Source organism: Campylobacter sp. 2457A (assembly GCF_020135895.1).
Lineage (GTDB): Bacteria > Campylobacterota > Campylobacteria > Campylobacterales > Campylobacteraceae > Campylobacter_D > Campylobacter_D taeniopygiae.
Window position 1 is genome coordinate 1 of record NZ_JACHTO010000022.1, and the last position, 19,726, is coordinate 19,726.

The following is a 19,726-nucleotide window of genomic DNA, read 5'->3' on the forward strand; positions in this document are numbered from 1 at the left end:
AAATCTTCTAGCATTTTTTTAGCCATCAATTCATAGCCTTTTATAGTTAAATGAACATCTTTTAAAGAAAGTTTTTGTTCGATCCATTTATTTTTACCTCCTGTATCTTGCATAAATTTATACATGTCAAAAATAAAGGTTTTTTCTTCTTTTGCAACTTCATAAAGTGCTTTTCTTATGGTAAAAAAATTAGGTGCTAGTTCATAAGTTTGATTTTTTTTGTAGGTTACAATAGGAGGTGATATCAGCATAATGATAGCATTTTTATTGTAACTTTTAAGCGTTTTAATCCAATGCTTGAGATTATTTTTAAAAGTTTGTTTTTCAAAGCCTTGAAAAAATGCGTCATTTGATCCATAAGCAAGTATAATGAGATCACTATTTAAAAGTTTTAATTCATTTTTGACCACCGAAGGATTCCAAGAAAGCCAAATATCGCTTTTGGCGCCATTTATAGCGATGGTATCTAAAAAATTGTTATTGTTTTTATTGGTTATGAAATATCCGCCAAGCTCGGCATTTTTTTGCAAAGCTGTAATTTCCAAAGGAAAGGTTAATTCAAGTTTTTTATAAGACCACTTGTTATTTTTAAAAGAGCGTAGGTAGAAATTTTTACCCCTTGCGTCTTTGATATTGAAGGCATTGCTATTGTGTTCAGCTTTAAATAAAAAACCTACTTCGAATTTTTTTTTGTTTAAGGTTGTATCGATGTTGATTTTTGCATTTTTATCTTTAGCCTTTGCTATGATACCACCTAATGGGAAATTTAGTTTTGTATTTTTTGGATTTTTAGAATTTAAAATTTCAAAATTTTTATAAGAGTATTTAAGATTTAAATTTTGCTGATATTTAGGTTGAAGAGCATGAGCAAATCCTATAGAGTTTGATTTTATAAGATATCCTCTAAGCACTCTTGGAAAAAAGTCAGCTGCGATGTGAGAGTCGCCAAAAATTCTAATGCCTATATTGTTTTCACTTTTTAATTTTTTTTCAATTTTTTTCAAATCTTTTTTGGGAACATAGCTTGTTAGGGCGGAGTGATTTTTACTTTGTATAAGAATTTTATCTATAAGATCATTAGTAGATCCAAATAAATTGGTAAATAAAAATAAAAATAAAAATAATTTTATTTTATTTGCTGACATTTTGATCCTTGATAATTAAGTGTTTTAATAAAAGTTTAGACATAATTTTAGCGCCACTCATTGTAAAATGAATGCCATCATCAGTTCTTACTTTTATCGTTTTATTGTTTTCATTTTTAATATAAGTAGAATATCGATCATTGAAACTAAAAGATGATTTTGTATCGATAAAAATTTCTTTATTTTTAAGAACTTCTTGACGATAAATTTCATTTAAAATTTGAATTTTATCATTAAGACTATCTTTTTTTACCGGTGGGACTTCAAACCATAAAATTTTAACCTTATATTTTTGAGCTATTTGTATGATTTCATCCACTCTAGCCGTGTAAATTTCTTTCCAAGCTGGGGTGCCAAAACGAAGATAATTTTTACCTTTTCTAATATCCCAAGGATCATTTGGACCTAATAGCACGACAAGGTATTTGATATTTGAATTTGTTAAAAATGCATTTTCTATGGTTTTTGCCCAATTGAAATAGGATTTGTAAGAAAGTCCCGTGTTTTGTTTGCTTAGATCTTCTGTTTTTATGCCTAGATTGCTTAAATTTTTATTAAGATTCATTGCAACTCCTTGCATCAAGGAATCACCCATAAATAAAAATTCTTTACTCGGATCGACTATTAATTTTGTATCATCATCGGTTAAAATAGTTGTGTTTTGTTCTTCAAAAGAGCTTAAATTTTGCTCTTGTTGGGGTTGCTCTTTTGTTTCTGGATTGTTGCTAAGATTTGTATCTTCTTCGCTAATATCTTTTATAACTTGATAATTAGCATAGGCAACCTTAGGGGTATTTTCTGTACTTAAAACGGTATGAATTTGTTCTAATTTTGTTTTTAATTTGTTACCTTCTTTTAAAATGGTATTTTGCGGATAAAAGCTAAAGTGATATCTTTGTTCTATATATGAACTGATGCTTTGATTCATAACAATTACGACTAAAACAAATACTGTTATCAAAATAAATAAAAATTTAGCAACTTTCATTAAAAACTCGAATAAATAAAATTAGGAATACCATCAGGCATAAACGTAAATATCAATAATAAAATAAAAGTAATAATAAAAGGTTTTAATAAAAAAGGCGTTAAATCTAAAATTTTTACACAATAAGCTCTAAAATTGATAAATAAAGGATAGATAAGAAAAATAACGGCAAAACTTGTAAGAATGTAAATATCTTGATAACTCGGTATATGTGAAAAATTATTATAACATGCTTTAAAATATTCCATAGCATCATCTAAGCTTTTATTGTAATAAAAGAAAATCCAAGTAAAACATACAAACTGAAAGGTTAAAAATCTTCCAAGTGCTGGAATTTTTTGCAAATTTATTTTTGTTAAAGCAAGTATATGTAAAAAGGCAACGCCTATGCCGTGTAGCAAACCCCAAATTAAAAATGTTAAAGTATTGCCATGCCATATTCCAGAAAGTATAAAAGCAATAAGGAGATTTAAAATAGTTCTTGCTTTACCTTTTTTGTTACCACCTAAAGGGATATAAATATAATCCCTTATGAAAGTTGAAAGGCTTATATGCCATCTTGACCAAAATTCTTTGAGATTTTTAGATAAATAAGGCATGTTAAAATTTGGCGGAAGATTAAAACCTAGCATGAGAGCAAAAGCACATACTAAATCAATATAGCCGCTAAAATCGCAATAAATTTGTATAGCGTAAGCATAAATAGCGCTTAAAAGTTGTATAAAATTATAAGATTGTGGAAAATCAAGAATGTGTTCAGCATAATTTCCTAGATAATTAGCTATAAGTACTTTTTTTACGATTCCAAAAATCAATAAAGTAATAATTAAATTTTCATTTTTAAATTCTCTTTTACGATGACTTTGTTCAAAGAAAAAAGAACTCCGCATAATTGGACCTGAAAGGAGGGTAGGAAAAAAAGATAAAAATAAGGCTAAATTTAAAAAGCTTTCTAAACGGCGTTTTTTATAGACTTCTAAAAGATAAGTGATTGAAGCAAAAGTATAAAAACTAATCCCCATAGGAAATAAAACATCCAAATCAATAAAATCAAGACCAAAAAATTCCATCATAGAATCAAAACTTGCTTTAAGGCTTGAAAAATATTTGAAAAAGCATAAATTTAAAATAACAAAGGCGATACAAGTCATAAAAACATAGCGTTTTTTTTGGACAAAAATCAGTAAGGAAAAATAATGTATAAAAAAAGTATATACAAATAAAATTAAAGCAAAATAGGGGTTGATTAAAAAATAAATCAGATAAGAAAAGGTTAAAATTAAAATATTTTGTATTTTGTAATTGTCATAAAATAACCAATAGATGGCAAAAAATGCCATCATTAAAATGCTAAATTCTAAAGAAAAATAAGTCATATTAAGTTTGGTTTTTTTAATAAAAACTATTTTTTAAGAGCAATACTTTTAATATATTGATCTGCTAAATACAAGCCATTGCCACTTTCGCCAATGAGTTTGATTTTATCCACTATACCACGGAAAAGCGCTTCTTCTTCGTGCTGTTCGCTTACATACCATTGTAGGAAATTAAAAGTAGAATAGTCTTTATTGGCAAGCATATGTTCTACTAGCTCATTGATTGATTTTGTAATGCTTTGTTCATGGGCGTATGTTTTTTCAAACACATCAAGCAAAGAGCTGAAATTTTGTTCAGGTTGTTTTACTTCTTTAAGTTCAACGTGAGAATCGGTTTCATTAAGATAAGTGATGAGTTTTTTTGCGTGTTCACTTTCTTCGCTAGCATGGGCAAACAAAAACGCTCCCGCACCATCAAAACTATTTTCATAGCACCAAGAACTCATACTCAAATACAAATTAGCCGCATACATTTCTTTATTGACTTGCTCATTAAGCAATCTTACTACTTCTTTTGAAAGCATCAAATCTCCTTATTTATATATTTTTTTAAATATATCTAAATTTAGTAAAAATTTGGTAAAAAATAAACTAATAAATTTATTTTAAATGAAAATTTTATATTTTTAATAAAAAACAATTTTAAAAATTTAAGAAATGTTTTGATAAAATTTTCAGTTTTTCAAGGTGAAATTCTATGGCAAAAAAAAGACTTTCTTTATCAAGACTTAGCGTTCCTATTTTTTGGGATTTATTTTTTAGATTTTTAAGTATTATTGCTAATACTGCTATGGTGTCTCATTATTCTAATGATTTAGTTGGAGCCATGGGGGCTGGTAATGAGATTATCGATTTATTTATCACCGTTTTTAGTTTTTTAAGTGTGGGATGCAGTGTTGTCGTTGCTCAAGCGATCGGAGCAAAAGATACTATATTAGCTAGAAAAGTCATCCATCAAAGTTTGTTTTTAAATTTGCTTGTTGGTTTGGTTTGCGGGAGTTTTATTTTATGGCAAAGTGAACTTTTGCTCAATCTCTTAAATATACCTAAAGAATTACTCAAAGACAGTCAAATTTATCTCGATATGCTTGCTATCTGCCTTGTTTTTGATGCAGTTGGTTTGATACTTTCAGCGATTATTAGAGTTTATAATATAGCCTATTGGGTTATGATGGTGGGCATTATGATGAATTTAATTATCGTCGTTGGAAATTTTTACGTGCTTCATTTTACAGAGCTAGAACTTTTTGGAGTAGGGATTAGTAATATCATAGCAAGGATTGTTGCTATAATCGCTATGTTTTTAATCGTAACTTATAAGCTTAAAATTCATTTGAAAATAAAAGAAATGCTTAGCTTTGAAAAAGAAGTGCTAAAAAAAGTTTTTAGCATAGGAGGTTTTTCTGCGGGAGAAAATCTCATTTGGATCAGTCAATATATCATTAGTTTTAGCTTTGTCGCTAGTCTTGGAAAAGAAAATCTTAGTGTCCAAACGATTTATTTTCAATTATCTTTATTGATTATGATGGTAGGAATTGCCATGAGTGTGGCTAATGAGATCATCGTAGGAAAGTTAGTCGGTGCAAAATATGAAAATATAGCTTATAAACATACTTGGAAGGCGCTTTATTTTAGTGTTATGGTTACGATTGTAGTGGTGTTGTGCCATTATTTTTTAAAAAATGTTACCATGAATCTTTTAGATTTGGAAGAAGAACTTAGAGAAATTATGCTTCCTTTATTTACTCTTTCTATTTTTCTTGAAATTTCAAGAACTTTTAATATAGTAATGGTTAATGCTTTAAGGGCGAGTGGAGATGCTAGATTTCCATTTTTTAGTGGCATGGTATTTATGTTAGGGGTTTCTTTGCCTGTGGGATATATACTTTGTTTTCATTATAATCTTGGAATTTTGGGAATTTGGATAGGTTATTGTGCGGATGAATCTTTAAGAGGGCTTGTTAATGCCTATAGATGGAAGAGTAAAAGATGGCAAGGAAAAGCTGTAGTATAAAGGAATTTTCTTGGAAGGATTGGATATTTTTTTATCAAAAAAAATCCATTAAAAATGTATATTTAAGGTTAAATGAAAAAGGTGAATTTCATTTAAGTTTGCCTTATTATTATACTTTAGAAGATATTGAAAAATTTTTAATCAAGCATGAGGATTGGATTAAAAAAACGTGGCTTAATTTTAAAAATAAGGTTAATGAAGCGGATCAAGTTTATTTTTTAGGTAAAAAATATCGATTGGTTTTAAAAGAAAATCTCTTTAAAACAAAAATTTTAAAAAATGAAATTTATACTCCTTCAAAATTGGAATTTGAGTCGTTTTTAAGGAAAAATTCAAAAATTATTTTTCTTTTTTATCTTAAAAAATGGACTCAAAAAACTAAGCTTAGTTATACACATTTAAGCATTAAGAAAATGAAAACGCGTTGGGGCTCTTGCAATCATAAAAAAGGTTATATTAATTTAAATTTAAAGCTTTTGGAAAAAAGCTTAAAGGCTATAGAATACGTTATTTTGCATGAAATAACACATTTGAAATACCCTAATCATGGTCAAGATTTTTATAATTTTTTGGCATTTTATATGGAGGATTTTAGAGAAAGGGAAAAAGAATTTAAACTTTATAAATAAGATTGATTTTTTTTGTTATAATTTTTTACATTTGTAAGGATTGAAATTGATTTTGGAATTTGAATTTGAATATTTTGGGAATAATGATTATTTTGCTTATCTTTTAAATTTTTATGCTAAGGATTATAAATACAGCTTAAATCAAAAAGAAGATAAAATTTTATTGCAAATTGAGGGTGATGAAAATGAATTGTCTGCTTTTTGTGAAAATCTAAAAGGCATAAGTAATAGTGTTTTTTTGAAAAAATTTGATGTAAGATTGGCTGAAAAATTCAATGATTATAATCAAGATTTTAAACATTGCGAAAAGTTTTCTTATCTTACTCATTTAAATTCTAGCGCCTATATAGAAAAAAAAGAACTCTTAAATAATGAATGGGGTGTGTTTTGCGAGAATGAAATTTCATTGGATGGATTTTATTTTGAAAAAATAGATCAAGTTAATTTTAATGCATTTTTACAAAAAGCCTTTGAAAAATTAGTCAATAAAGAAGAAATTTATCTAAAAAATCATAAAGGAAATTATAAAATCAGTCTTTTTGATGAGAAATTTGAATGTGATTTTTTAGTACCTTGTGATATAAAATCTATACAGACGATTTTTGTTTGTTCGCAAGAAAATTTAAAACTTCTTGCGAGTTTAGAAAAGCCTTTAATTAAATTAAGATTAAATGCTATATTTAGAAAAAAATATAATTTAAATTTCAATGAATTTAAACTAATGTTAGCGCAAGATCTCTTTACGTTTGCTTTATGTTGCGAGCTTTATAAGCAAGATTTTTCTTTTTTAAGTGTTGTAAAAACTGAAGAAAAAAAGCAAGATTTTGAAGTGATGAATTGTGATGAAAAAGTTGTAATTTTGCAAGGCTTAGAATTTATAAATTATAAAGCAAGAGAGCTTATTTTGTCTAAAGAAGATAAAAATATGGCAAGAATTTCTTATATACTAAGCAGTTTTAAGCAAGAAGTTTTTCTTTTGGAATTGAGCAAAGAATATGAAGATATTTTGCTTGTTAATAAGGAGTTAAATTTATTAAAACTTGATTTGCCTAAAAGTTTTAAAAAGCTTTATGAAGAAATTGAAAAAGATGAGATTGGAGCTAAGCTTTTAGCTAATTTTTCAAAAGAATTTCCACTTTTAAATGAAGATTTTACTTTAAAAAATAATTTTTATTCTTTATTTTGTATTTTGGGTAGAATTTTAAATTTAGATGAAGAATTTTATAAAGCTGGAGAAAAACTTTTAAAAATAGCCGATGAAACTAAAATGCCTCGCGGAGTTAAGATAGATTATCGTTTAAAAGAAGATAAAAGCTTTGATTATACAAGAACTTTACGATCTGCTATGAGTTTTATGCTTGCTGGAGTTGATAGCACTAATATCGCTTATGGGGCTGTGGAGAGTTTGAGTTATTTTTTACGTGATGTGTATGATGAATTAAGATCAAAAAATCAAGCTAAAATAGCTGTAGTCAGTGGATCTTTGTTTGAGCATAAGTCTTTGCTTAGAAATACTTTAAAACATTTAAAAGATTGTAAATTAAGCGATGCACCACTTAGGATTTAAAATCAAAATTTCAGGCTTAGTCCAAGGTGTGGGATTTCGCCCTTTTGTGTATGAATTAGCCTTAAAACTTCAACTTTTAGGAGAAGTTAAAAATGATGGTTTTGGAGTGGAAATTTTACTTTATTGTTCTCATAAAAAATGTCTTGAATTTATAGAGCAGTTAAAAGGCAATCCTCCACCTCTTGCAAGAATAGACAAAATTGAACTTTTAGAATGTGATTTAAAAGCTTATAATGATTTTTGCATTACCCCTTCAAAACAAAGTTTAAGAACAACTCCTATGTTGAGTGATTTTGCACTTTGCAAAGAATGCAAAAATGAATTTTACGATCCAAATAACAAGCGTTTTCATTATCCTTTTATCACTTGTACGCATTGTGGGCCTCGTTTTAGCATCATAAAAAATTTACCTTATGATAGAGTTAATACTACAATGGATAAATTTAAAATGTGTGATTTTTGCGAGAAAGAATATAAAAATCCTTCAAATCGTCGTTTTCATGCTCAACCTATTAGTTGTTTTGAATGTAAAATTTCAGTGCATCTAAAAAATAGACAAGGTGAAATTTTATTTACAGATGAAAATGCTTTTATAGAATGTGCAAAACTTTTAAAACAAGGAAATATCCTTGCTATTAAAGGAATGGGTGGTTTTCATTTAATGTGCGATGCCTTTAATGAAAAAGCCTTAGAAGAATTAAGAATAAGAAAAAATCGCCCTAAAAAACCCTTTGCTTTAATGTGCAAGGATATTAAAGATGTCAAGGAACTTGCATTTTTAAATAATGAAGAAGAAAGATTGATCAGCGGATCATTAGCGCCTATTGTAATATTAAAAGCGAAAAAAAACTTTGCTTTGATTGCACCTGATATTGATAAATTAGGCATTATGCTTGCTTATACTCCTTTGCATCTTTTGATTTTTGAGTATTTTAAAGGCATTCTTGTAGCCACAAGTGCAAATTTAAGTGGCGAAAGTATTATTAAAGATGAGGATAATTTAAGATCTAAACTCGGTAAAGTTTTTGATTATTATTTGGATTATGATAGAGAAATTTTTAACTCAAGTGATGATAGTATTGCTCAATTAATCGGCAATCAAGCTATGTTTTTACGTACTTCAAGAGGCTTAAATCCCTACTATATAGAAACAAATTTAAAATCCGATCAAACTTATCTAGCTTTAGGTTCGGAACTTAAAAACCAATTTGTGATTTTTTATCAAAATAAAATTTTAATCTCTCCTTATATAGGAGATTTAAAAAGTGTTGATGTCTATGAAAGATTTTCAAAACTTTTGGATTTTTTTAAAAAAAGTTATGATTTGAAATTTGATGCGGTACTTTGCGATAAACACCCGCATTTTTTATATGCAAAAGATTTTAAACAAACCTTTAAAATTCAGCATCATTATGCGCATTTTTGTGCAGCTTATTTTGAATATCAAGAAAAATTTATCAAAGATGAAAAGGCTTTAGGGTTTGTTTGGGATGGAACGGGTTATGGCGATGATGGTAGTATTTGGGGTGGGGAAGTTTTTGTGGCTAATTTAAAAGAGTATGAAAGAATTGCTCATTTTGATGATTTTAAATTAATCAATGCGGATATAAAAAATATATATAATTTAGCCTTAAGTGTGATTTGGCATTACAATTTAGAAGATCTAGCTCAAGATTTTTTAGCTAAAATTCCAAAAGTCAAGCTTGAAAATCTTAAAAAAATTTATGCAAATTCTACCCTTAAAACCAGTTCTTTAGGGCGCATTATCGATGCTTTTGGTGCTATGGTTTTTAATTTGGATCAAAGTTCTTATGAAGCACAAATTGGTCTTATGTGTGAAAGTTTTTATCAAAAAGATTTGAATTTTTCCTATAGGCTTTATGTTGAAAATGGAAAAATTAATTTTAAAGAATTGATTTTAGGGGCTTTAAGGGATGAAAAAAACAAAGCCATTACAGGTATGCTTAATGGTTTAGCTGATTTTATTATAAATTATAGTCAAAATTATGATTTTAAAATATTGCTTAGTGGAGGGGTTTTTCAAAATAAAACCTTACTTGAAATTCTAAAAGCTAAAAAATTAGACTTTTTTGTGCCTTTAAAATATCCTTGCAATGATAGTTCTATAGCTTTAGGGCAAATGATACATTTTTTAAATAAAAATTAACCCAAAAACTCATTAAATTTTAATACTTTTAAGGATACAATGGAATAATTATTTATTTAAGGAATAAAAATGTGTAAAGATTGTGGTTGTTCTATAAATTCTAAAGAAAATTCTTTTCATCATGAAAATCCAAGTTTAAAAGAAAGTAAAACAGTAGAGGTGATTTCTAAAATCTTAAGTAAAAACGATGAACAGGCTTTGCATAATAGAAATCATTTCAATGAAGCGCATACTCTTTGTATCAATTTAATGAGTTCTCCAGGAAGCGGCAAGACTACTCTTTTAGAAAGCACAATCAAGGCTTTAAAAGATGAATTAAAAATTGCTGTGATTGAGGGAGACTTAGAAACCAATAATGACGCACAAAGAATTAAAAATGTTGGCGCTAAGGCTTATCAAATCACCACTGGGCAAAGTTGTCATTTGGATGCTTTTATGGTGCATGATGCCTTGCATCACTTAGCGATTAATGATGTGGATTTGCTTTTTATAGAAAATGTGGGTAATTTAGTTTGTCCTGCAAGTTATGATTTGGGTGAGCATTTAAATGTTGTTTTGCTTTCAGTGACTGAAGGGAGCGATAAGCCACAAAAATATCCGGTTATGTTTAAAAAAGCTGATGTGGTGCTGATTAGTAAAGCGGATTTGGCACATCATTTTGATTTTGATATTAAAGAAGCAAGCAAGTTGATTAAAGAATTAAATCCAAGAGCGGATATCATAGTTTTAGATGCTAAAAATGGAAGTAATATGGAACTTTGGTATAAGTTTTTAAGATTAAAAAAGGAGCTTTTTTAATGTGTTTATCTATTCCATCTGAAATTTTAGAAATTGATGAATTAAATAATGCTACCGTGCAAACCTTAGGCGTTAAAAGAAAAGTTAATTTAGATTTGATTGATGAGCCTTTGCAAAAAGGGGATTTTGTTTTGATCCATGTAGGCGTTGCTATGGAAAAAATCGATAAAGAATCTGCCCTAGAAAGTATAAAAACTTATCAAGAAATTGTAGAAAAAATGAATAATGGAGAAATTAATACCGATGAAGGGGATTTGGGTTTAAATGAATTTAATCGATGAATTTAGAGACAAACAAAGCATTTTAGCCTTAAAAAAATTAATAGAAAAAGAGATTAAAAACCCTATTAATATTATGGAAATTTGTGGTGGACATACGCATAGTATTATGAAATATGCCTTGCCTTCTATTTTGCCTAAAGAAATTAATTTTATCCATGGTCCAGGTTGCCCTGTATGTGTTATGCCTAGAAATCGTATTGATATTGCTATAAAATTAGCCTCCATGAAGGATAATATTTTTTGTACTTTAGGAGATCTTTTAAGGGTGCCAGGAAGTGATTTTTCTTTGATTGATTTAAGGGCAAAAGGAGCGGATGTTAGAGCGCTTTATTCTCCGCTTGAAATTTTAGAAATTGCTAAAGAAAATCCAAATAAAAATATCATTTTTTTTGCCATAGGTTTTGAGACAACAACCCCTATGAGTGCTCTTTTGCTTGAAAAAGTGATAGAGTTAAATTTAAAGAATGTTTTTTTTCATATCAATCATATCACTGTTCCAGCACCTATTGAAGCGATTATGGATGATGAAAATGTGCAAATCAATGCTTTTTTAGGACCTTCTCATGTGAGTGTGATAACAGGTTTTGAAATTTATAAACCTATAGCGACTAAGTTTAAAACCCCTATAGCAGTGAGTGGCTTTGAGCCAGTGGATATTATGGAGAGTGTTTTAAATATAGTAAAACAAATCAATAAAGGAACTTTTGAGGTATATAATCAGTATAAAAGAGCCGTGAGTGAAAAAGGCAATATTAAAGCACAAAATTTGGTTACAAAATATTTTGAACCTTGCGATTTTGAATTTCGCGGCCTAGGAATTATTAAAAATGGTGGATTAAGATTAAGGGAAGAATTTAGCGATTTTGATGCAAATAAGCAATTTGATTGTGCAGTGTCAAGTAAAAATGAAAGTAAAGCTTGTATTTGTGGGCAAATTTTAAGAGGTTTGGCTAAGCCTTATGATTGCAAAGTTTTTGGCAAGGCTTGTACCCCAAGAAGTCCTATAGGTAGCTGTATGGTTTCAGGAGAAGGAGCGTGTGCGGCTTATTATAAATATTCAAAGGTAAATGCATGAAAAATATTTCTTTAGCCCATGGCGGCGGCGGAGAAGAAATGAATGAGCTTTTGGGTGAAATTTTTAAAATTTTTAACAATGATATTTTAAATGCGGCAAATGATGCTGCAATTTTAGGAAATTTAGCCCTTAGCACAGATTCTTTTGTTTTAAATCCTATATTTTTAGATGATGAAATAAATATTGGCAAACTTTGTGTTTGTGGTTCTATCAATGATGTTTTGATGGTTGGAGCTAAACCAAAGTACCTTAGTTTGGCTTTTATTTTAGAAGAAGGTTTTGAAATAGAAAAACTCAATAAAATTTTACAAAGCATACAAAAAGAGTGTTCTAAAGCCGGAGTTTTAGTTGTGTGTGGTGATACTAAAGTGGTACCAAAAGGCAAGGGTGATGAAATTTACATCAACACAACAGCTTTAGGAGAAATCCTTGATAAAAAAGAAACTAAAAATATAAAAGCAGGGCTTAGCGTGTTGGTTTCTGGAGATATAGGTAGGCATGGTGCGAGTGTTTTGATACAAAGAAATCATTTAGAAGCTAATATTAAAAGCGATTGTAAGATTTTAAATGAAGAAGTTTTAGAGCTTTTGGAAAATAATGTAAAAGTTGTAGCTATGCGTGATGCAACTAGAGGGGGCTTGAGTGCGGTTTTAAATGAATGGGCAAAACAAAGTGGAAATGATTTTTTAATTTTTGAAGAAAAAATTATCATACAAGATGAGGTGTTAGGACTTTGTGAGCTTTTTGGTTATGAGGCGTATGAACTCGCAAATGAAGGCACTTTTGTTCTTTGCGTGGAAAAAGAAGATGAGAAAAAAGCCTTGGAGATTTTAAGAAAATATAATAAAAATGCAAATATCATAGGGGAAGTTTTAGAAGAAAAAGCCTCTCGTGTGATTTTGCAAAATTCTTTTGGAGCTAAGCGTTTTTTAGAGACTCCAAAAGGTGAGCTTTTACCGAGAATTTGCTGATGCATGAACTTAGCATAGTGGAATCTTTAATCGATCTTTGTGAAGAAAATGCTTTAGCTAATAATGCTAAAGATATACAAGAAATTTATGTCAATATCGGGCGTTTAAGCGGAGTTGAGGTAGATCTTTTTAAGCGTTGTTTTGAAACATTTAAGGAAAATTCACAATTTTGTAAAAATGCAAAACTTTTGATAGAGATCGCCCCACTTGAAATTTTATGTTTAAAATGTGATCAAAAAAGCATTTTAAAAGAAAATATTTTTAAGTGTCCGCATTGCTCGAGTTTGGATTATAAGATCACACAAGGTGAAGATTTGCATTTGATGCGATTAGTAATGCAGTGATTATGTTTTCATGATTCTTCCAAGTTCTAATAAATTTGAAATTAAAAATTCTTTTTTGGCTAACTTAGAATTGGTTTTTAACTCATATTCACTTTTAAGCAATAAAGCAAAAATATTTTTATATTGCTCTATTTTGATACTAAAGGCTTGCTGGCTTAATTTTTGGGCGATTAAAGGAGGAGGCGAGTAGCCTAGTAATTCTTTTAAATCCACTTTTCCATAAATTTTTGCATAAATGGCGATTTTAAAAAGACGATAAAAACTAGCACTTAGATAATTAAGCAATGCAATTTCATTATAGCTTTCTATGATTTTTTCAAGCTCATTTTTAAAATCTAGCCTTTTTAAAATCAATTCAAAAAAGCTTTCAAAATTTCCAGAACTAAGGCTATAGCAGTATTGCTCTATATCTTTTTCACTTACACTTAAATTAGCAAATTTATTTAATTCACTCGCTGCTAGATATAGATTTTCATTAAAATTTGTAAATAGCATAAATAAGGCATTTTGAGTGATTTCTATATTAAGTTCTTTTGCTTTCATCGCTAAAAGTTCTATGCCTTCTTTTGCATTGTTGGGTTGAAAAAAACGCGTAAAATTATTTGTAAAAATTTTTTCTATATCACTTTGTTTGGAATTTTCATCATAAAGTTCCAAAAGAAAAAAATTATTTTGATTATTGTGGCAGAGTTCGACTAGAATTTTTAATTCTTTTGCGGGAATTTTTTTATTGATTTTTAATTCTAAAAGCTTATTGTTACTAAAAAGAGAACCTCCGCTTAAAAAATCACTGGCTTGATTAAAATGATATTCTTCAAAAAATAATTTTAAAGTTTCATCATAAGTCCATTTTTTCTTAATAAAATTGGCATATAATTCTATTTGGAAATTATCGGCTCCATATAAAAAGAAAAAATTAGGAAAATTATTTTTTAAAAGCAGTGTTTGCAAGTCTTTTCTATACATTTTTTACCTCAAGCAACAATTTTTCCATAAATTTTAGCCATGACAATATCTGCTTCTATAATTTGAATTTCAACCCTTTGCAAAAGATTAGCACGGGTATCGTAAAGGATAATATCTGCTCCTTTAATTTCATCATCAAGTTTAGCAATACACACCCCTTCATTTTGAATGATTAAAGCTTGAAAGCATTTTCCTATATTTTTTAAAGCCCATCTTGCAAATTTTCTATCCATAAAGTCAAAAGCGACTTTATCGGCTTCTCTTTCAAGGGTGCTAAGGCTTTCGCAAGTGCTTTGTATATTTAAAAGCAGATAATTAAAAAGCTTTTCATCTTTTTTTTGTTTGGCTTTTAATAAACGATGTAAAATAAGATCAGAATATCTTCTAATCGGACTTGTAAAATGAGAATACTTGTCAAACCCTAAGCCAAAATGGCCTTGATTTTCACTAGAATATTCTGCTTTTTTTTGCGCTTTAATGATGAGCTTATCAACTTCTGCTCTTAAATTTAACTCATCTGCTAAAGCTTGGATATCGCGTATGAGTTCTGGAAGATTGGGTTTTAATTTAACATCAATGCCAAGTTCGATTAATTCATTAAGAAGTTTATCGATTTTTTTGGCATCAGCACTTAAATGGTTTCTAAAAATTCCCACATCTTCTAAAATTTTTGCTGCTGCTTTATTAGCTAAAAGCATACAATCTTCGATTAGATTGTGAGAAAAAGTATCCTTTTCTATAAAAGTGCTTTCAAGGCTTAAATTTTTATCCAAAACCATTCTTAATTCTTCGGTTCGAAATTCAAAAGCATTTTTAAGGCGTTTTTTTCTTAAAATTTGTGTGATTTCAAAAAGTTTATAAAGCCAATTGTGTTCTTTTAAATCAGGTTTTTTTGATAAAATTTCATCCACTTCATCATAATTAAAACGGCGTTTAGAATTAATAATCGCTTCAAAAAGTTCTTCTTTAACAACTTCATTTTTTTCATTTAAAACGATTTTAAAACAATACGCTAGGCGATCTTCATAGGGTTTTAAAGAGCAAATGTTTTCACTTAAAGCACGAGGTAGCATTGGAATGGCAATGTGTGGAAAGTATATTGAAAATCCACGATTTTTAGCTTCTTTATCTATAGCACTATAAGCATAGACGTATTCGCTAACGTCTGCAATGGCCACATAAATTTCTCGCTTTTTATCATCAAAATAAATAGCATCGTCAAAATCTTTAGCGTGTATAGGGTCTATGGTGCAAAATGGTAAAGATCTTAAATCAATTCTATTTTCATACATGCTCGCATCAACGCTATTGCCATTGGCTAGGGATTCTTTGATGCAAGTATCGCTAAATTCGCTATTTTTATTAAAAAGAGCAAGAGAAATTTTCTCATCCACATTTTCATCATCAATATGCCCTAAAACTTCTATAATATTGTTATTTTCATTTTCTATTTTTAGCACTGTCCCTAAGGGTAGAGCTTTTAATGATTTTTGTGAAGCTTTTAAAGCAAGGCTTAAGCCTGTTTTGATATTCATTCCAAGTACGGCTTCTCCGTATCTTTTGGTGATGACTATTGAAGTTTCATTAGCGCGTTTTAGTACTAAAACAACTTTAGCGCTAGGTCGTTTTCTCTTTAAAGGGAGGAGTTTAACAGCGACGATATCTTTGTAATTAGCACCTTTTAAGTTTTTATTTTCGATGAGTAAATCTTTTTTAAAACTCTCATCAAAGCATTCTAAAAATCCTGTTCCCTTGCTTGAAATATCAAGAACTCCAAAAGCAAAGCCATTGTTGAGGTAAAATTTATTTTTATATTCTTTAATGATTTGATTTGCTAGAAGTTCTCTGATGATTTGTTTGTATTCATTATTAACTTGATTGATATTTATTCCGTAATTTAGGCTGTTTAAAAATTCTTTCATTGGTATACTTTTGTAAGTTTTTAAGAAATTTTACATAAAGTTTATAAAAAAAATATGAATTTTAGACTTTAATTGTTATAATACTTGCCATTGATATTTTAAAATACGGGATAAATAAATGAATAATCTTTTTATCAAAGTCTGTCAAGTAAAATGTGATTTGAAAAAAAATAATTTTTACAAAAATACTTCATTATAAGATTTTATTTTGCTTAAGAAAAAAATAACACAAATACAAAGATTTTTGATTATAGCTATACTTTTTTTATTGTGTATAGCTTTGGCTTTAGGAATTTTATTAAAATATCAAGAACTTAAAAATACTACAAATCATTTTGCTAAAAATAACAACGATCAACAAGAAAATTTGATTTTACTAGAGGATAACAATCAAAATAAAATAGAAATGTTTGAAGATTTTCATGATCAAGATAAAAATAAAAGTTTAGCTATTTTAGAGCAAGAGGCACAAAAAATTGATAATGATATCAATTTAACAAAAATGATCGAACAAAATGTAAGCCTTGAAAAAAATAGCACTTTAGAGAGCAATTTGAGTTTAAATAATGATAATAATTTAAGTTTAAAAAACACAACTATTTTAGAAAATAATTCAAGTTTTATTGAGCAAAATTTAAGTACCCAAACGATACAAAAAAAAGACAAACATCTTCCAAAACTTGCTATTATTATCGATGATATGGCAAGTGCGAGTCAGGTAAGAAATCTTAAAGCTTTAAATTTAAAACTCAATCCTTCTTTTTTCCCACCTGATAAAAATCATCCAAATACTCCAAAATTAGCTTCTAATTTTAATTTTTATATGGTGCATTTGCCTTTGGCTGCTATTCATTACAATAAACCAGAGCTTGATACCTTAAATCCAAGTGATAGCGAAGAAAGAATTTTTAAAAAAATCGCACAGATTAAAAAAGATTTTAAAAATTTAAAATATATCAATAACCACACCGGAAGTTTATTTACAAGCAATGAAAAGGCTATGAAAAATCTTTATGAGGCTTTAAAAAGTCAAAATTTACTTTTTGTGGATTCTAAAACTATAGGAAATTCTAAGGCTTTAAAAGCATCCAAAGTAACAGCTATGGTTTATATACAAAGAGATATTTTTTTAGATAATGAAGATAATGTAGCTTATGTTAAAAAACAGCTTTTAAGCGCTGTAAGATTGGCACAGAAAAAAGGATTTGCCATCGCAATTGGTCATCCAAGAAAAAATACCTTAAAAGCTTTAGAGGAGAGTAAAGATTTACTTGCTAAGGTGGAGTTAGTATATTTGAGTGAAATTTATGGAAAGTAAAATTTTAAGCGATGATTTTTTAGACCTTTTTAAAGACTTAAAAAAACCTCCAAAAAAACTTTACTATAAAGGAAATTTAGAGCTTTTAAGGAAGCGTAAAATTGCCATCATTGGCTCAAGAAAAATGAGTGTTTATACAAAAAATTGCGTTTTTTCTTTGGCAAATATGCTTAAAAATTCAGGAATTTGTGTTGTAAGCGGTGGGGCTTTGGGAGTTGATATCAGTGCAAGTATCGCTGCTATGCCTTATACGATAGGAATTTTTGCAAATGGTTTGAATCAAATTTATCCAAAAAGCAATGAAAAAATTATCAAACAAATGTATCAAGAAGCCTTAGCTTTAAGTGAATATGAAGAAAATTATATCCCTAAAAAATATGATTTTTTGCTTAGAAATCGTTTGATTATCGCTTTAAGTGAAGCTGTAGTTGTTGCTCAAGCTGATATGAGTAGTGGCTCTATGCAAAGTGCTAAACTTGCTTTAGAATTAAAAAAACCTTTATACGTTTTACCTCATAGGATTAATGAAAGTAGCGGGACGAATTTACTTTTGAAAGAGAAAAAAGCGGAATTAATTTATGATTTTAAAGAATTTGTTGGCCAGTTTGCAAAAGTGTGCGAAGATAAGCAAGATGAATTTTTGGATTTTTGTAAAAAAGGTGTCAGCGTCGATGAGGCTTTAGCGCTTTATGGTGAAAAAGTCTATGAATATGAACTTGAGGGTAAAATTTCTATCGAGGGTTTATTGATAAGAGTTTTAAAATGAGAGCGTTGGCATTAGATGTGGGTTTAAAGCGCATTGGAGTGGCACTTTGTATCGATAAAATAGCACTTCCACTTGATGCTGTTATAAGAAAAAATCGCAATCAAGCCGCTACAGAAATAAAAAAAATCTTACAAGAATATGATATTTCTTTATTGATTGTGGGTATTCCAAAAGGAGGTTCAAGTGAAGATGAAATGCAAAGACGCATCCAACATTTTGTTTCTTTGCTTGAATTTGAAAAAGAAGTGATTTATGTAGATGAAAGTGGAACAAGCAAAGAGGCTTTGAAATTTCAAAGGGCTAATACTCGAAAAAAAGATGGAAAATTGGATTCTTTGGCGGCTTTTATTATGATAAGGGATTATTTTGCTCTCTAAAATCAAAACTCTTTATACAGAAAAAGAATTTGTTCAAATTTTAAATTCTTTTGAAAAGGAAAAAAATATTTGTGTCTTTTTAAATTCTTTAAGGTGTGATGCTAAAGAATTAGAAAATGATTTTTTAAAAGCTCATCTAAAATGGAAAAAAATCAATGAATATTGTTATTTGTTTGAAGCTAAGGATAAAAATATTTTAAGTTCTATGAAAGCTTTTAATGAATTTAAATTTTACATACAAAATTATTCCTCTTATTTATGTGCTTTAAATTTGGACGCAAAAGCGGGAGAAAGTGTTTTAGATATGTGTGCCGCTCCAGGTGGCAAAAGCATTAATCTAGCTAATTTTATGCAAAATACAGGTTATTTAGCTTGTAATGAAATCAGCAAGGATCGTTTTTTTGTTTTGCAAAAAAATCTTCAAAATTATGGAGTAAATGCAAAATGCTTTATGAAAGATGGTAAAACAATAGGAAAATTATGCCCTTTAAAATTTGATAAAATTTTACTTGATGCCCCGTGCTCGACTTTTGCAAAAATGGGTTTTGATTTAGAAAAAAGTTATAAAGAAATAAAAAATATAGCTAAAACGCAAAAAAAGCTCTTGCATTCTGCATTAAAGGCTTTAAAAGTGGGCGGAGAGCTTGTTTATAGTACATGTACATTTACCAAAGAAGAAAATGAAGAAGTCATAGAAAATGCCTTAAAAAGCGAATTTAAACTTGAAATTTTAGATATCAATTTAGAGCATGTTATAGCAAAAGATGCGCGAAGTGAGTCTTTTCAAGAAATTTCAAAATGCAAGAGAATTATTCCAAATTCAGATTATGATGGATTTTTTATAGCTAAACTTAGAAAATTATCTTAAACCCTAGTTTGTCCTATGAGATTATTTAATCTATCCATTATAGATCCAACATAAGAATTGATACTTTCACTACTTGCTTTCCAGCCGTTAGCTTTTGCTTGATTAAACTGATTATCAAACCAAGCTCCACCATAACCTATAACAGAATTCTGCC

19 protein-coding genes and 1 pseudogene are annotated in these 19,726 nt (G+C 28.8%); 13 read left to right on the plus strand and 7 right to left on the minus strand.

Annotated features, from left to right (window positions below; all coding sequences use genetic code 11):
• From H2280_RS06930 to ftnA, 4 genes are all read right to left on the minus strand, one after another.
• Positions 1-1,145, minus strand: a 1,145-nt coding sequence (locus H2280_RS06930) for a GDSL-type esterase/lipase family protein (RefSeq protein WP_337216052.1), incomplete at its 3' end; no start/stop codon positions are given.
• Positions 1,132-2,133, minus strand: a complete 1,002-nt coding sequence (locus H2280_RS06935) for an SGNH/GDSL hydrolase family protein (RefSeq protein WP_337196145.1) — start codon at positions 2,131-2,133, stop codon at positions 1,132-1,134. The genes H2280_RS06930 and H2280_RS06935, both read right to left, overlap by 14 nt.
• A complete protein-coding gene (locus tag H2280_RS06940; RefSeq protein ID WP_337216053.1) occupies positions 2,133-3,509 on the minus strand; it encodes an MBOAT family O-acyltransferase in 1,377 nt (458 codons plus the stop codon). The genes H2280_RS06935 and H2280_RS06940 overlap by 1 nt, the downstream gene beginning before the upstream one ends.
• Before the next feature lie 26 nt (positions 3,510-3,535).
• Positions 3,536-4,033 carry a non-heme ferritin gene (ftnA, locus tag H2280_RS06945; RefSeq protein ID WP_137624230.1) on the minus strand — a complete coding sequence of 166 codons (498 nt, stop codon included), beginning with the start codon at positions 4,031-4,033 and terminating at the stop codon, positions 3,536-3,538.
• A gap of 173 nt (positions 4,034-4,206) precedes the next feature.
• Between ftnA and H2280_RS06950 the strand changes: the two genes are divergently transcribed.
• From H2280_RS06950 to hypA, 9 genes are all read left to right on the plus strand, one after another.
• A complete protein-coding gene (locus H2280_RS06950; RefSeq protein WP_137624229.1) occupies positions 4,207-5,523 on the plus strand; it encodes an MATE family efflux transporter in 1,317 nt (438 codons plus the stop codon).
• A complete protein-coding gene (locus H2280_RS06955; RefSeq protein WP_337216054.1) occupies positions 5,499-6,152 on the plus strand; it encodes a M48 family metallopeptidase in 654 nt (217 codons plus the stop codon). The genes H2280_RS06950 and H2280_RS06955 overlap by 25 nt, the downstream gene beginning before the upstream one ends.
• Before the next feature lie 46 nt (positions 6,153-6,198).
• The gene (locus tag H2280_RS06960) at positions 6,199-7,719 is read left to right on the plus strand and encodes a hypothetical protein (protein ID WP_337216055.1); all 1,521 of its coding nucleotides are present in this window, start codon (positions 6,199-6,201) and stop codon (positions 7,717-7,719) included.
• Positions 7,700-9,886, plus strand: coding sequence for a carbamoyltransferase HypF (hypF, locus tag H2280_RS06965; RefSeq protein ID WP_337216056.1), 2,187 nt, complete (start codon positions 7,700-7,702; stop codon positions 9,884-9,886). The genes H2280_RS06960 and hypF overlap by 20 nt, the downstream gene beginning before the upstream one ends.
• Positions 9,887-9,955: 69 nt before the next feature.
• On the plus strand, positions 9,956-10,684 hold the full coding sequence (gene hypB / locus H2280_RS06970; RefSeq protein WP_337216057.1) for a hydrogenase nickel incorporation protein HypB: 729 nt from the start codon (positions 9,956-9,958) through the stop codon (positions 10,682-10,684).
• Entirely contained in the window at positions 10,684-10,965 is a 282-nt protein-coding gene (locus tag H2280_RS06975) for a HypC/HybG/HupF family hydrogenase formation chaperone (RefSeq protein WP_137624224.1), read from the plus strand. Before hypB ends, H2280_RS06975 begins: the two co-directional genes overlap by 1 nt.
• On the plus strand, positions 10,949-12,040 hold the full coding sequence (hypD, locus tag H2280_RS06980; RefSeq protein WP_337216058.1) for a hydrogenase formation protein HypD: 1,092 nt from the start codon (positions 10,949-10,951) through the stop codon (positions 12,038-12,040). Before H2280_RS06975 ends, hypD begins: the two co-directional genes overlap by 17 nt.
• Positions 12,037-13,011, plus strand: a complete 975-nt coding sequence (gene hypE / locus H2280_RS06985; RefSeq protein WP_137624222.1) for a hydrogenase expression/formation protein HypE — start codon at positions 12,037-12,039, stop codon at positions 13,009-13,011. Before hypD ends, hypE begins: the two co-directional genes overlap by 4 nt.
• Entirely contained in the window at positions 13,011-13,355 is a 345-nt protein-coding gene (gene hypA, locus H2280_RS06990) for a hydrogenase maturation nickel metallochaperone HypA (protein ID WP_137624221.1), read from the plus strand. Before hypE ends, hypA begins: the two co-directional genes overlap by 1 nt.
• Here the strand turns inward: hypA and H2280_RS06995 are convergent, their stop codons facing one another.
• Both H2280_RS06995 and H2280_RS07000 read right to left on the minus strand, forming a co-directional pair.
• Positions 13,356-14,321 carry a DNA polymerase III subunit delta gene (locus H2280_RS06995; protein WP_337196139.1) on the minus strand — a complete coding sequence of 322 codons (966 nt, stop codon included), beginning with the start codon at positions 14,319-14,321 and terminating at the stop codon, positions 13,356-13,358. It abuts the gene before it with no gap.
• Between the two features lie 8 nt (positions 14,322-14,329).
• A complete protein-coding gene (locus tag H2280_RS07000; protein ID WP_337216059.1) occupies positions 14,330-16,243 on the minus strand; it encodes a ribonuclease R family protein in 1,914 nt (637 codons plus the stop codon).
• Positions 16,244-16,451: 208 nt separating this feature from the next.
• Here H2280_RS07000 and H2280_RS07005 point away from each other — a divergent pair, with 208 nt between their 5' ends.
• The 4 genes from H2280_RS07005 to H2280_RS07020 are packed head-to-tail and all read left to right on the plus strand — an operon-like array spanning position 16,452 to position 19,572.
• Complete coding sequence (locus H2280_RS07005) at positions 16,452-17,561, plus strand: divergent polysaccharide deacetylase family protein (RefSeq protein WP_337216060.1); 1,110 nt, start codon at positions 16,452-16,454, stop codon at positions 17,559-17,561.
• Positions 17,551-18,327: a DNA-processing protein DprA gene (locus tag H2280_RS07010; RefSeq protein ID WP_337196136.1), complete on the plus strand. Its 777-nt coding sequence runs from the start codon at positions 17,551-17,553 to the stop codon at positions 18,325-18,327. Before H2280_RS07005 ends, H2280_RS07010 begins: the two co-directional genes overlap by 11 nt.
• A complete protein-coding gene (ruvX, locus tag H2280_RS07015; RefSeq protein WP_337196135.1) occupies positions 18,324-18,704 on the plus strand; it encodes a Holliday junction resolvase RuvX in 381 nt (126 codons plus the stop codon). Before H2280_RS07010 ends, ruvX begins: the two co-directional genes overlap by 4 nt.
• On the plus strand, positions 18,694-19,572 hold the full coding sequence (locus H2280_RS07020) for an RsmB/NOP family class I SAM-dependent RNA methyltransferase (protein ID WP_337196134.1): 879 nt from the start codon (positions 18,694-18,696) through the stop codon (positions 19,570-19,572). The genes ruvX and H2280_RS07020 overlap by 11 nt, the downstream gene beginning before the upstream one ends.
• Here the strand turns inward: H2280_RS07020 and H2280_RS07025 are convergent.
• A pseudogene (locus H2280_RS07025) lies at positions 19,569-19,726 on the minus strand (Cj0814 family flagellar-dependent secreted protein); the annotation flags it as partial. The gene H2280_RS07020 and the pseudogene H2280_RS07025 overlap by 4 nt on opposite strands.

Coding starts and splice junctions, on each gene's coding strand:
- H2280_RS06935 (WP_337196145.1), bottom strand. CDS start 2,133: ATGAAAGTTGCTAAATTTTTATTTATTTTGATAACAGTATTTGTTTTA.
- ftnA (WP_137624230.1), bottom strand. CDS start 4,033: ATGCTTTCAAAAGAAGTAGTAAGATTGCTTAATGAGCAAGTCAATAAA.
- hypA (WP_137624221.1), top strand. CDS start 13,011: ATGCATGAACTTAGCATAGTGGAATCTTTAATCGATCTTTGTGAAGAA.
- ruvX (WP_337196135.1), top strand. CDS start 18,324: ATGAGAGCGTTGGCATTAGATGTGGGTTTAAAGCGCATTGGAGTGGCA.
- hypE (WP_137624222.1), top strand. CDS start 12,037: ATGAAAAATATTTCTTTAGCCCATGGCGGCGGCGGAGAAGAAATGAAT.
- H2280_RS06955 (WP_337216054.1), top strand. CDS start 5,499: ATGGCAAGGAAAAGCTGTAGTATAAAGGAATTTTCTTGGAAGGATTGG.
- H2280_RS06995 (WP_337196139.1), bottom strand. CDS start 14,321: ATGTATAGAAAAGACTTGCAAACACTGCTTTTAAAAAATAATTTTCCT.
- H2280_RS07010 (WP_337196136.1), top strand. CDS start 17,551: ATGGAAAGTAAAATTTTAAGCGATGATTTTTTAGACCTTTTTAAAGAC.
- hypD (WP_337216058.1), top strand. CDS start 10,949: ATGAATTTAATCGATGAATTTAGAGACAAACAAAGCATTTTAGCCTTA.
- H2280_RS06975 (WP_137624224.1), top strand. CDS start 10,684: ATGTGTTTATCTATTCCATCTGAAATTTTAGAAATTGATGAATTAAAT.
- H2280_RS06940 (WP_337216053.1), bottom strand. CDS start 3,509: ATGACTTATTTTTCTTTAGAATTTAGCATTTTAATGATGGCATTTTTT.
- H2280_RS07000 (WP_337216059.1), bottom strand. CDS start 16,243: ATGAAAGAATTTTTAAACAGCCTAAATTACGGAATAAATATCAATCAA.
- hypF (WP_337216056.1), top strand. CDS start 7,700: ATGCACCACTTAGGATTTAAAATCAAAATTTCAGGCTTAGTCCAAGGT.
- hypB (WP_337216057.1), top strand. CDS start 9,956: ATGTGTAAAGATTGTGGTTGTTCTATAAATTCTAAAGAAAATTCTTTT.
- H2280_RS06950 (WP_137624229.1), top strand. CDS start 4,207: ATGGCAAAAAAAAGACTTTCTTTATCAAGACTTAGCGTTCCTATTTTT.